Source organism: Candidatus Buchananbacteria bacterium CG10_big_fil_rev_8_21_14_0_10_42_9 (genome assembly GCA_002773845.1).
Classification (GTDB): Bacteria; Patescibacteriota; Patescibacteriia; order Buchananbacterales; family 21-14-0-10-42-9; genus 21-14-0-10-42-9.
This window is the reverse complement of the sequence record PEZZ01000033.1, coordinates 5,071-17,868: the sequence shown is the minus strand read 5'-3', so window position 1 is coordinate 17,868 and position 12,798 is coordinate 5,071. Positions and strand designations below refer to the sequence as shown.

Here is a 12,798-nt window from a genome sequence, read left to right as displayed (position 1 = left end):
CCGCCAAGTGTTCGTAGTAGCGGCGAATCACTTTACCAAAATCCCACAAACGATGAAAAATTTCCATTAGATAAGCTTGGATTAAAACAAAATCACCAACTGTCACAATCCCTTGGCGCCATAAACGCAAAGCCAAATAAAATGTTCCTACTTCCAAAAAAATAATCAGGAATACTTGAATGGCTTCAAAAATTTGATCTAAATTCCACGTCAAAATGCGCAGGCGCTGCAACTTCATTGTGACCGTACGAAACAAATGCTTTTCCCGTTCGTGGCCTGTAAATAGCTTAACATTACTTTGGTTGGTAATAGTATCAGCCAAAACGCCAGTTACGACAGAATCCATTTCGCTTTTTTTGACATCATACTTAAACTTATAACGGCTAAAAGCGTAGTTAACCGCCATGTAAACAATAACCCATATAAATACAGTTAAGCTAAGCCAATGATTTCGCAAAAATAATACGCCGATGATAATTGAAACTTGCGTGCCGATTGGCAGCCACGAATAAAAAAAGGTGTCCGCAATGCCTTCAAAGCCACGATAAAATCGCCCGACCCGCTTGACGAGAGAGCCAATGAAATTGTTGTTAAAAAAATTAACTGAGTGGCCGTGCAAATAATTAAAGCAAGTATTTGCCAGCTCGGTCATTATTTTGGCCTGAAAATAAGTCAAGGAAAAATTACCGACTCGCCAAAAAAGCCATGACGCCAAATACGCCACCAACACTTTAAATAAAATCGGCACTAAAGCAACATAGCGGGCGGTAATGCTTATTGGCTCAACCAGCGTGTCAAAAAACTCTTTATAAAACAATGGCACAATAATACTCGCGATATTAGCGAAAACCACGCCAGAAATTGCCACTAAGCCTAAGACCCGATGGCGCTTTACATGCTGCCAATAAATTCTGAATGTTTGTTTGGTATAACTTCTCATATTGCGATAAAAATAAAAAGGGTTTCCCCTTTATTCTGCTAATTATTAGACGTAGCCAAACCAAAAATGTTACAAATTGTCAAAATTAATGTTTAATCCCTCTCACCTGGAGGGAGAGGGCAAGGGTGAGGGGGCATAAAAATTTCTACCTCACCCTAACCTGCCTGCCGGTCGCACGCCGCCAAAGGCTATGGCCGACGGAGCGCAGGCAGGTCCTCTCCTGCTAGGAGAGGAAATCAATCTAAAAGCTTTTTCTTTCGTTTAAAATATATTTTTCCGAAAACCACTGCGCTCGTAATTGGCCGGCTAAATAAAAAGATCCGGTTGCAACAATTAAATCATCATCATGGGCAATTTTTTTGGCTTTGGCTAAAGCTTTTTTGTTATCGGATATGCTTAAAGTCTTCGCATTTTTCTTGAGATACTTTTTTGCCGCCTGATTCAAAGCGCTCATGCTATGTGGCTTGCGGTACCAATCTTTAAAAGTTGTAAAAATTACAACGTCAGCCAAAGGGATAATTTGCGATAAAATCTCATCCGGATCTTTTTTATTTCCAATACTAATAATCAAAATTAGCTTATTGTATTCTTGCAAGCGCAATTGTTCGGCCGTGCTTTTCATTTTAACTTTGTTGTGTGCGCCATCTAAAATAATACGAGGTTTAGTTTGCATTAATTCAAATCGAGCAGGTAATTTTGTTCTAACAATACCACTATCCACTGCTCTGGCTTTAAGTTTTAGATGCTTGCCAATTGCTTTTACCATCGCCACATTGCGTGATTGGGCGGTTTGACCGCGAACTTGGTGAAACGGTACTTGCCTTTGGGCACAAATAAACTTTAAGATCTTTAAAATTGACGGCCGCTGCTCGGCTGTAAAAAAATGCGAACCAGTTTTTATAATGCCAGCTTTGTCTTTAGCGATTTTTTGTAAAGTTTGACCCAATCGCATTTTTGTTTTTTAAAATAAAGCATAGCCATGACAAAAAAAACTTCAAAGTACGATGGCCCGCCATAAGGGCCAGATTCAAATGCTTTTTCGATATGTGGCTTAAGTCTGTTGGCTAAAACTGTAAACTCTTTGCGCGCAATATATTTGTCATTAACTTTAATCTCCTCTATCGCTGAAGTCACATATGGTGAAGTAAATAAACCGGCATTAAATCCAGCGGCTTGCAATACTTCATGCAGCATTGTCGCGACTGTACCCTTCCCGGCGGTGCCGGCAATATGGATTATTTTAATTCCTCTTTCTGGATCGCCAACTTCGTCAAGCAAATAACGAGTGCGCTGAATAAAAAAATCCGGATTCAATTTAGGATCATCTTCGTACTTTTTCGCTTTCGGCCGGCTAGATAATTTTTCTAGATATTTTAAGGCTTGATAGTATTCACGCATAGACTTTAAAGGCCGCGACAAGCGCGGCCTAGTGTCATCGCGAGCGAACATTGTGAGCGTCGCGATCCCCGCCTGCCGGAAGGCTGGTCATGAGATTGTGGCGTCGCTATCGCTCCTCGCAATGACAATTTTTTACTGTACTGGCTTCAATAAATACTTTGAATCTAAATTGAACGGTAAACTAATAATTTTCTTTTTCAATAAGTAAGCTAAAACATTACTGACTACGACATAAGATACTGATATGCCAACAGCCATTAGCAACCGTTCCATCGCTACGATGGGAATTAGGCCAATCCAAATTTCTTTAGTTAATCCAAAGGCCCAAACCCAAGCCGCTCCGCCAACCGCGTGCGCGGTAAAAGTGGCGCCAAGACTGCGGGCCAATAAAAATTTGTCGCGGTAAAAATACATTATTATTGGAATCAGCCAATAAAGCGAAAAATACCACGCTTGCCGACCAATCGGATTGGCAATAAAGGCAGCGATCGCGATGGCAGGCACGACGATATTCCAACTGGCCTTCTTGCCAAAATAAGCGGCGGCAAAAAGCATCGGAAAAAACCGAATCACAGTCCCGACATCAATGACTTCAGCACCGTGGATTAAAAAGTTAACAAATTGCATCAAAAATACTGACACCACGCCCGGTATTAATCCGATAAAACCAGTCGCAATCGGACCAAAAAAGTCAAACAGGGTAAACTTGACCTGTGATCCGACCAACTTAGTGAACGGCACTTGCAAGGCGATTAATCCCAAAACGGTAAAAATTGCCACAAACCACAAATTCTCATGGTTAAAAAACTTAGACATTTGTTTCATATTAATTAATATATTTTAATATTGATGCCTAACACTGATTGTCGTCCTGAGCTTGACTCAGGATCCAGGTATTAACTATCTGGATTCCAAATCAAGTTTGGAACGACAGTTAGGGCGCCCAACCGCCAGCGACTTCAATATTGGCACCATTAATATAATTAGATTTATTAGATAATAAAAATAAAACCGCGTTCAGTATATCATCAAAATTGGCGTATCGTCCAGCTGGCACATCTAATTTATGTTCGCTACTGTCCAAAATGCCCGGCGAAATAGCGTTGATATTAATGCCATGCGGCGCGTAGCTTTCGGCCATTTTTTTAGTCAATTGAATAACCGCGCTTTTGGCAATATAATAAGGCGTAGTATTTTCACGCAAAACCATCCGATCAGCGCCAACACAGCCAAAATTAATTATTTTGCCGCTACCTTGCGCTTTCATTTCCGGCAAGACAAGCTGGCTGCATAAAAATGTCGAACGCGCATTGGTTTGCCAAACATCATCAAATTGCTCTATTGTCGTTTCTTCAATTGGCGTATAAATAAAATTGCCAACATTATTAATTAAAATGTCCACTTTACCAAATTGTTTAAAAATATTTTTAAACATCGCTTCAGTTTCTTTAGCCGATATCAAATCAGCTTTTGAAATCCGACTTTTATCATTAAACTCTCGTAACTCTTTCTCCAATTCCCCTGCTTCCTTTTTGCTTTTATGATAATGTCCAACCACAATCGCACCTTCTTTTGCCAACCCCAAAGCCAACGCCCGGCCCAACCCCTTCGCCGCGCCGGTTATAATAACCACCTGATTATCCAATTGGCTACTCATCGTTTTCATTATCGCCAGTAATGCCTAATTTTTCCTGGACTTGTTTTCTTAAATCAGCCCTGGCATTCTCGCCATATTTTTTTGCCCAATTCTTGACAATTTCGTCAGGGTCTAAACTTGGAGTTTCTTGACGACGAGCATAAATTTCTATTTGCATTTCTAAAAATTCAATAAAAGAAACGATGCGATTAACCGCAACATCTACATCAAAACTTAAACCGTTTAGATACTGCAAAACCACCTTATCGGCCAATGCTTCTAAAATTAAACTTTTGGCTTCGGCGTGGGTTGTTTGTCCAAAAAACTTATATAGATTCTGGCCGCTGCCCTCGCCTACAAAACTAGCGTAATCACCTGCTTTCAAATTGAGCACCATATCAATCATGGCCACACTGGAGTTGTTTTGCTCAACTTCTAAGGCACTTTGATGTTCATTTTCCATAGACCATACTTTAACCTAAATAAACATTATTTTCAACATTCTTGACTACTTCATTGTTAATCCCATAGTATTAACTAAAGCAACGCGGGCAGGTCAGAGAAAGGAGGAAAGGATGCGTCGATTATTGCTAGTTCTCCTAACTGCTCAAATGGCTTTTCCGTCAGCAACCCTCAAATATAAACGCTTTGCGTGGGGTGTGGGTGTGCAGATTGAATTTAACGACTCCTACACTTTGGAATACTATGATTATCTTTGGCGGCAACATCGTGATGTCACCAAAGAAATCATATGGCAAAGCGTACGCGAGAGTGCAGTGTCTATGACCCTGCCCGGCCATGTGGTCACGGATCATGAGGTCTTCTTCACCGAGGAGAAAACTTTCATAGTAGTTATCATGACCAGGCCAGCCCAAGACGTAAAAGTTCCCCAACGCTTCGCCGGCTTGCCGGGGAAGCGTTATCTTTATTTGAAAACTTGGTAAAATTGAGAAATATTTGGAATATCGTCTTTTTGCTCCAGTAACGTTTTCTTTTGGATTTGTGATAATGACTCTTCGTACGTTTGCCGCTCTTCTCTGAAAAATATACCGAGCGGAATTTTCTCTCCAACTTCTCCGGCTTTGATGAGGGCTTTATTTTTATCGCTTGGATCCCAATCGTCGCCTAATTCATATGTACGTTGCTGAAAAAACTGATTTGTATTAATTTTATTGTAAGTCACACACGGTTGAAAAATATCAACTACGGCAAAACCTTTATGTGACATCGCCGCTTTCATAATTTCTACTTCGTGCGCTATATTACCAGTGTAGGTCCGGGCGACAAAAGTCGCGCCAGCGACAATCGCAGTTTGTAAAGGATTCAACGGCGTTTCAATCAACCCTTGGGGCGTGGATTTGCCTTTCATGCCTTTTTCAGAAGTTGGCGTGACCTGACCGGTCGTTAACCCATATACTTGGTTATCGTGAACCAAATACGTAATATCGGAATTCATCCGGCAGGCATGCAAAAAGTGATTTCCGCCTTCGCCGTATCCCCCGCCATCACCGGCATCGGCAATAACCGTTAATTTGTGGTTCGTCATTTTAATCGCGTTTGCCACCGGCAAAGTGCGCCCATGCAAACTATGAAAAGCGTACGTATGATTCCAATTCGCGCCATTTCCGCCACAACCGATATCAAATACCATGCATACTTCATGCGGCTCTTTGCCCAACTCAGAAACTGCCTTGATAAACCCCTGCCATAGACCAAAATTACCGCAGCCTGGGCACCATGTCGGCAAATTTTGATTCATGAAATCTTTACGCTCAGCCATAGTTTTCTTTCTATTCCTCCCCTTAGTGTAAGGGGAGGTGAGGAGGGGTTAGGTTAATAAATTCATATATAATATCTAATTCATAACCCCCGCTCGCTCCCCCTTACCTTAAGGGGGAGATTATTAAAATTACAATTTCTTCACTGCGTCAATAATTTCTTCTGGATAAAATTGTCGGCCGGAATATGTCAGTAACTGATTGTCAGGTTTAAATTGAATTTCTTGGCCCAGCAACTGCGCTAATTGTCCATCATGATTGTTTTCAATCGTAACAATCTTTTTGCGGCCTTGTAATATCTTTTCGACTGATGCCTTATCGAGTGGATTTAAGCCGGTAAAATGAATAAAATTAACTTTGTTAGCTGGAATTTCTTTCATCGCTTCTAGCACCGGTCCTTTCGTTGATCCCCAACCAACAAGCGTCACATCAGCCGATTTTACGCCGTACAATTTTGGCTTAGGCATCAATTTTGTGATTGCCGGCACTTTGGCATAACGCTTATCTACCATCTTCTTTCTAATTTCCGGCTGCCAACCTTCAATGCTAAAACCGTGCTCATCGTGTTCGTCTGAATTAGCCAAATGTACTGCCCCCGGGGTGCCTGGCGCCACGCGCGCAGAGACTCCGTCTTTGGTCAACTCATACCTCTTATAATCCTTTACTTGAGCCACGGTTTTTGCATCTAAAAATTTACCGTGATCAATTTTGACCCTAGATTGATCAAATTCCGGCACACTCTTAGGATTTTCCGACACGTATTTATCTGACAATAAAATAACTGGTACTTGAAAAACTTCGGCAATGTGATGCGCCAAAATAGTGAGCTCAAAAGCTTCTTTTGGATCACCTGGCGCCAATAAAATCCTGGGGAATTCTCCGGGCCCAGCGTGTAAAGCAAAATGCAAATCGCCTTGCTCGGTCCAAGTTGGCAGTCCGGTCGCTGGACCAGCGCGTTGGGCAAGTACCGCCACCAGCGGAGTTTCCGTAATGCCGGCAAGCGCGATTGCTTCTGACATTAAAGCAAAGCCGCCACCAGAAGTTGAGGTCATAGACCGCACTCCGGCAAAACTTGCGCCAATCGCCATATGTACCACCGCTATTTCATCTTCGGCGTGTTTGACTATCATGCCCGATTTCTCCGCCCAGCCAGCTAAGTTATGTAAGATTGAGGAAGATGGCGTCATTGGATATCCAGCGTAAAATTTACAGCCAGCCGCCATAGCACCTAAGGCAATGCCTTGGTTACCGTCGACTAAAATTTTACCTTTAACCGGCCGACCCGACTTTAACTTATAAGGAAAATTTTTAACGTCAAATTCTTTTAGACCATAAGCATACCCAAACTTGGCCGCCTGGTAATTATCCTGCACAATTTCTTCACCTTTACGGGTAAAAGTTTCTTTAATTAAATCATTTAAAGGCTCAAGCTTAAATCCAACTAAAGCAAAAATGGCTGCCGTCATTACTACATTAGCCGTTATCGGCTTAGACCCGACCTGCTGCACTAATTCACTTAAGGGCAGTTGGTGCAATGTCACTTTTTTGCCTTTTAGAAAGCTCATGTCTTTGATGTCACCGCGACTGCTATCAAACAAAATCACTGCGTTGTCGGTTAATTCATCAAGGTGCCAATCAATGACTTCCCGGTTAAGCGCAACTAAAACATTTACTTCTTTGTGCGCCGCGTGAATTTCTTCTTCACTGACAGTCACTTGGGTAGTCACATGACCGCCTCTAATCAACGACGGTAATTCAGTATAGACAAAAGCGTGGTAGCCCGATCTTTGAGCTACCTTGCTAAAAGTCGCACCAGAAACTCCCTGTCCTTGCCCAGCTTCACCGCCAAATTTAATAGTAAAAACGCTATTTTTCATCACCCCATAGCTTACCATTTAGGCACTAGTAGAGCAATACTGTCCCCTGTTCTTTAGCCTCTTCAGCTTTATTAGCTAAAATTTTTAAAATATTTTGGGTGCCATATTTTGGCGCCTCTAAAAACCCCTCCATCGCGGCTTCAGCAAACCACCCAGAATCTAGCCAATCGTATAGCCATTCATTGGCGTACTTTGGATTTTCTTGGGGTAATCCCGCGCCCATGGAAATTAACCACCGCTTATTGTAATGTTCTTGCGAACCTATTGGTGGAGCAATAATAATGGGTAATCCTAATGCCGAATAAAATGAAATTTCGCTCGGTTTAGTCCAAATTATATCAGTTGTTCGCAAAGCTTCGGAAAACTTCTTGAAATAAGTTTCCTTAGTATTAGCATACATAATGTTTATGTTCTTACCGATGTGCTTGCCTAGCCCGAGCATCTCAACTGACGAACGAAAATAATCTTTGACTGAATTATGAATTCCGGCCACTAAATTAATCTTGAGGTCTCCGGTTTCTATTTTACTAGCCAAACTTTCCACAATCTCAATGCCTAACTCACGTTGCGCCCCGGCGCCGCCAACAGCAAACATTAAAGTGAGGGGATGGTTTGAATGTTTGCGGACATTTTTACTACCCAAATGTTTAGTGATAGTAGTTTGATAATTAGCCCGAAATTTGCCGACCGGATCTAGATTTGGCAACCGCCAACCAAGGTCGTGTTTAAGTTTTGATAAATTATCGCCTATAACTTCTTGAGGCAAAGGAAAGCCAGTAAAAAATATTTGCTCAGGCCGAACCCCATATAGTTTTAAGCGATTAACTACCCGGTTAGTTGGCGCTAAGTAATTTATTCTACTGCCTTTAGGGTTAAGCGGTACCCAAGTGCGGGAAATATCAGCGTCGGTCACAATACAATAAATATCGCCCGGGTAATTGTACTTCTCGGCAAAAAAAGCGACCGTAAAAAATGTGGTCACTAACGGCAACGGCTTTTTAGATAATTTTTGGATTAAGTGTTCCCCCCAATGATCTTTAGTAATGAAATAATACATGGAAATCAATTGGCTATTCGGACGTGACAGATCGCGTCGCGGATAAAATTTCTTAATTCGCTGAAAATAATCAAAAACATCAAAGGCTTTATCGCCCAAAAAAGGCACCCGCTTGAAACGTGATATAAATTCGTAAAAACGTCGGCTATTTAACCAAATATCTTTATCTGATTTTGGAATGCCTGGATATTTATTAGCGTTAATTACTTTGCCGCCACTGGCTAAAAAATGCAACGGGTGAGCCGCGCGCAAATGACCATAACCCATATCCACGGCAACCACCCAAGCTTGGACATGGTTACGCTTTGTCGCTTTTCGTTTTTTTACTTTTGTGGTTTTATGTTTTCCCCCTGCCATGCCTCTATTGTAGCAAATTAATCAACTGGTTGCGAATTAGGGAGAAACTTCTATCGATTCAATGGCTACCGGGGTTAATGGATTATCGTTGCTATCCGTAGGCACTTGAGCAATTTCTAAAACCACATCCATACCCTTGGTCACATGACCAAAATTAGTGTGTCGGCCATCAAGCCAAGGAGTTGCCTCGGCAGTCACAATAAAAAATTGGCTGCCGTTGGTATTGGGACCAGAATTTGCCATAGCTAAAGACCCTTGGACAATTTTATGCTGGTTAATTTCGTCTGGGAAAGTATAGCCCGGTCCACCCCGGCCATGCGTGGAACGGTCATCACTTCTTGAATTAGGATCGCCGCCTTGAATCATAAAATCAGGAATTACGCGGTGAAATTTAATACCATCATAAAATCCGGCTTCAGCTAATTTTACGAAGTTAGCCACTGTGTTTGGCGAATCAGCGCCGTACAATTCAACGGTTATATCTCCTGTGTTAGTTTTGATAATTGCTTGTTTGGCCATATAGCGTGGGATTTCTTCATTAGTTACTAAGGTGACATTGGGCGTTTGGGGAACGGTACTTTGCGCGTTGCTTTCCGCCGGAGTTACTTTGCTCACATCGCGAGATGGCGCGCTTTGGTTGCTCGCGGTACAGCCAACGAGCACGAGTGTGCTTACAGCGAGAATAAAATACCATTTTTTCATATTACTTCTTTTGATTAATTTTCTTATAATTGCTAATCATCAGCACCGCTGCTTTGGCCGCGTCGTACCCGCGATTCGCCGGGTTTTTTCCGGAGCGCGCTTTGGCTTGTTTGAGATTGTCGGCAGTAATCACGCCAAAAATCACCGGCACACCCGTTTGCATACCAGCAAGCATGGTGCCATACGTAGCTGCGAGCGCCACATAATCAAAATGCGCTGTTTCACCGCGGATGATTGCACCCAAACAAATCACCGCGTCAAAGCGTTTAGTCTCGGCTAATTTTTTTGCCATCAGGCCAAGTTCAAAGGAACCCGGTACTGTAGTGTGATAGACATTAGACTTTACAACATTAAACTCACGCAACCCTTGATAACAGCCTTGTAATAAACCGTCGGTAACGATTGGATTAAATAAGGCTTGCACTATCGCTATCTTAAACTTTGCGCCATTTATCTTTGGCAATTTAGCTGCACTAGATTTCATTATTTTTGATTTAGTTTTTCAACATATCGCGCCAACATATCAATTTCAACGTTTAAAAGCCTACCTGCATCAGCGTATCTCAAGTTGGTTGAAATAAGCGTATGGGGGATTAAGGCGACTGTGAAAGTATCGCCTTTTACATCTACGACCGTTAAGCTCACGCCATTAAGCGCAATTGATCCTTTGCGGGCAATAAATTTCTTCAAACTGAAATCTTTAAGCCGCAGCGCAATATCTTGAAATTCACCATTATGCTTACTGGCCACAACTTCTGCCACTCCATCTACATGCCCCAAAACAAAATGGCCAGAAAGTTGGTCATTTAATCGTAACGGTTTTTCTAAATTTACTTCGTCGCCAACCTTGGCCGTGCCTAAATTAGTCCGTTTCAAGGTTTCAGGCATAAGCTCAACGCTAAATCGGTTATTGTCTATGTGGACTACTGTGCAGCAAACTCCGTTTAATGCTACACTCCCCCCAATTTTTAAATCAAATGCATAATCGCGCGATTGTAACGTCATCTTCTTACCGTCACCTTTAATATCCTCAACTGCCTTAACCTCCCCGACGCCGTCAATAATCCCGGTAAACATACCTTAACACTCAATTTCTTTGGCTTGCACGTATTTAAAGGCATGGTAGGATGCCACTACCCCTTCGGCCACGCCAACAATGGCTTGTTTGAAAGCCGTATCCACGACGTCGCCCGCGGCATAAACCCCTTCAATATTAGTTTCTGAATTGCGATTAATTTTAATCTCCTTTTTCTCGTCCAATTCTACGCCCAAGCTTTGAGCCAAACCTGATAGCGGGATGTGGCCTATCGCGCCAAACACGCCACTAAGCTGAATTTCATCCTTGCCTTTATATTTTTTATCCAGCTTAATTTTTTCAACAAACTTCTCGCCAATAATTTCGGTCACGTTAGTTTGAAGCAAAACCTCTATTTTTGAATTTTGCGCCACCAACTTTTGGTTAATCGGTTCAGCTTTTAACTCGACGCCTCGAACCACAATGTAAACTTTAGACGCGTGTTGGGCTAAAAACAATGATTCCTTAGCGGCCGAATCAGATCCGCCGATAATGGCCACTTCTTTATTCTTAAACAATGGCCCATCACACAGAGCGCAATACGCCACGCCTTTATTTTCTAATTCTTTGGCGCCGGGCATCGGTAGCTTGCGCCATTTTGTGCCGGTCGCAAAAAGTAAAGTTTTAGTTTCATATTCATCTTTATCAGTCACAATCTTAAATTTTTTACCTTTTTTGCTAACTTCAGTTACGCGCTCATTTTTAATCTCCACATTATCGTAGCTTCTCGCGTGATCCTCAATTTTTTTAGCCAACTCTTGGCCAGTTAAATGAATAAACCCGGGATAATTCTCCACCGTATCGGTTAAAGTAATAACCCCGCCAATAGCTAGTTCTGATTCTGAATTAGCCCCCAAAACTAAAGTCCGCAACCCTAATCGCGCGCCATACATTCCGGCGGAAAGCCCGGTCACGCCAGCACCGATAATTAAAAAGTCATAGCAGTCTTCCGGTCGCTTGATTGTCTTTTTTTCTGACATAAATTCTTTACTCTCCCCTTAATTTAAGGGGAGGTGAGGAGGGGTTACTTAATTTGGTCATTTCGACCGAGCCACAGGCGAGTGGAGAAATCTCATTCATTACATCATGCCACGTGTGAGATCTCTCGGCTCCACTGCGTTTCGCTCGAGATGACATCAGGATTACTCCCCTGTCCCCTCTTAAATTATGAGGGGACGTGTTGTCAAACACCTTATTTGATCCATTATACTCCTAATTAACCTATTTTTCAAGCTGAACCAGTCCGCTGCCAGGCTTAAAAATAGGCTTATAGTTCTTAATCACCTGCCGATACAAAAAAAGAGGTATACCAATGTCTCCAATAAACACCTTACCGGAATGTCGCTTGCCGGTCAGTGTCCTAAAACACTTTTTGGGTGCGGCTAAAGTCAACGTTGCCAAGGATTTGACGCACGGCTCATAGCATTTCCCGGTCGTCGCATGCAAACCGCTTGGCAAATCATAAGCAATGACAGTCGCCTTTGACTGGTTGATTGATTGTATGGCTTTAGCGAATACTCCGCGCGGCGCTCCATCTAGGTGATAGCCAATTAGTCCATCAATGATTACATCCCCTTTAGAAATCGCCGATTTTGCTTCAGCCCCTTCAGTCCATGAAATGGTTGGCGTTTTCATTTTTTTAAGCAAGCGCAAATGGTGAAGTGGATCTGGCTTAAGCTTAGAAGAAATTAAAACGACTGCAACATTTTTGTAACCGTGATTAACCAAGTGCCGAGCCGCACTTAACGCATCTCCTCCCTTATTGCCTTTTCCGGCTACCGCCACTACCCGTGCCGTTTTTTTTATCTTTAGTGTGCGAAATAACTCTACCATGTGCCAACCGGCAAGCTCCATCATTTGGCGAATTTCCAAACCGTTAGCCACGGCCAATTCATCCAGCCGTTCCATCTGTTTGGCGGTTGTAAATTGCATGTAACTATTCTTTCAAAAATGAATTGCTAATCCAGCTAAATATTGA

At 42.3% G+C, this 12,798-nt stretch carries 15 protein-coding genes and 1 pseudogene (1 of these 16 only partly in view); 1 reads left to right on the top strand and 15 read right to left on the bottom strand.

Translation table 11 applies throughout. The annotated features are described in order from the left end of the window. From COT81_04135 to COT81_04110, 6 genes are all read right to left on the bottom strand, one after another. The coding region (locus COT81_04135; GenBank protein ID PIS04894.1) for a hypothetical protein at positions 1-940 on the bottom strand (940 nt) is incomplete at its 3' end. Positions 941-1,181: 241 nt separating this feature from the next. Continuing rightward, positions 1,182-1,706, bottom strand: a complete 525-nt coding sequence (locus COT81_04130) for a hypothetical protein (GenBank protein ID PIS04893.1) — start codon at positions 1,704-1,706, stop codon at positions 1,182-1,184. 131 nt (positions 1,707-1,837) lie between these two features. Continuing rightward, positions 1,838-2,389 (bottom strand): hypothetical protein, encoded by a 552-nt coding sequence (locus COT81_04125; GenBank protein PIS04892.1) that lies wholly within the window; start codon positions 2,387-2,389, stop codon positions 1,838-1,840. Between the two features lie 81 nt (positions 2,390-2,470). Then, entirely contained in the window at positions 2,471-3,163 is a 693-nt protein-coding gene (locus COT81_04120) for a hypothetical protein (GenBank protein PIS04891.1), read from the bottom strand. A gap of 109 nt (positions 3,164-3,272) precedes the next feature. Beyond that, complete coding sequence (locus COT81_04115; protein PIS04890.1) at positions 3,273-4,004, bottom strand: hypothetical protein; 732 nt, start codon at positions 4,002-4,004, stop codon at positions 3,273-3,275. Continuing rightward, complete coding sequence (locus COT81_04110; protein ID PIS04889.1) at positions 3,988-4,437, bottom strand: hypothetical protein; 450 nt, start codon at positions 4,435-4,437, stop codon at positions 3,988-3,990. The genes COT81_04115 and COT81_04110 overlap by 17 nt, the downstream gene beginning before the upstream one ends. A 112-nt stretch (positions 4,438-4,549) precedes the next feature. On the opposite strand from COT81_04110, the gene COT81_04105 reads away from it, so the two are divergent. Next, on the top strand, positions 4,550-4,918 hold the full coding sequence (locus tag COT81_04105; protein ID PIS04888.1) for a hypothetical protein: 369 nt from the start codon (positions 4,550-4,552) through the stop codon (positions 4,916-4,918). On the opposite strand, the gene COT81_04100 is transcribed toward COT81_04105, so the two are convergent. The 9 genes and pseudogenes from COT81_04100 to COT81_04060 all read right to left on the bottom strand — a co-directional run. Next, positions 4,900-5,754, bottom strand: coding sequence for a 2-oxoacid ferredoxin oxidoreductase (locus COT81_04100; protein PIS04887.1), 855 nt, complete (start codon positions 5,752-5,754; stop codon positions 4,900-4,902). The two genes, COT81_04105 and COT81_04100, sit on opposite strands and share 19 nt — an antisense overlap. Before the next feature lie 129 nt (positions 5,755-5,883). After that, positions 5,884-7,647, bottom strand: coding sequence for a 2-oxoacid:acceptor oxidoreductase subunit alpha (locus COT81_04095; protein PIS04886.1), 1,764 nt, complete (start codon positions 7,645-7,647; stop codon positions 5,884-5,886). Positions 7,648-7,654: 7 nt separating this feature from the next. Further along, positions 7,655-8,953, bottom strand: coding sequence for a hypothetical protein (locus COT81_04090; protein PIS04895.1), 1,299 nt, complete (start codon positions 8,951-8,953; stop codon positions 7,655-7,657). A 126-nt stretch (positions 8,954-9,079) separates the two neighbouring features. Next, positions 9,080-9,745 (bottom strand): peptidylprolyl isomerase, encoded by a 666-nt coding sequence (locus COT81_04085; GenBank protein PIS04885.1) that lies wholly within the window; start codon positions 9,743-9,745, stop codon positions 9,080-9,082. Between the two features lies 1 nt (position 9,746). Further along, a complete protein-coding gene (locus tag COT81_04080; GenBank protein PIS04884.1) occupies positions 9,747-10,229 on the bottom strand; it encodes a 6,7-dimethyl-8-ribityllumazine synthase in 483 nt (160 codons plus the stop codon). After that, positions 10,229-10,822 carry a riboflavin synthase gene (locus COT81_04075; GenBank protein ID PIS04883.1) on the bottom strand — a complete coding sequence of 198 codons (594 nt, stop codon included), beginning with the start codon at positions 10,820-10,822 and terminating at the stop codon, positions 10,229-10,231. Before COT81_04075 ends, COT81_04080 begins: the two co-directional genes overlap by 1 nt. Positions 10,823-10,825: 3 nt before the next feature. Further along, positions 10,826-11,800, bottom strand: a complete 975-nt coding sequence (locus COT81_04070) for a thioredoxin-disulfide reductase (protein ID PIS04882.1) — start codon at positions 11,798-11,800, stop codon at positions 10,826-10,828. A 241-nt stretch (positions 11,801-12,041) separates the two neighbouring features. Further along, on the bottom strand, positions 12,042-12,752 hold the full coding sequence (locus tag COT81_04065; protein PIS04881.1) for an NAD(P)H-hydrate epimerase: 711 nt from the start codon (positions 12,750-12,752) through the stop codon (positions 12,042-12,044). A gap of 4 nt (positions 12,753-12,756) precedes the next feature. Continuing rightward, positions 12,757-12,798, bottom strand: a pseudogene (locus tag COT81_04060) (hypothetical protein); it runs 297 nt beyond the window's last position.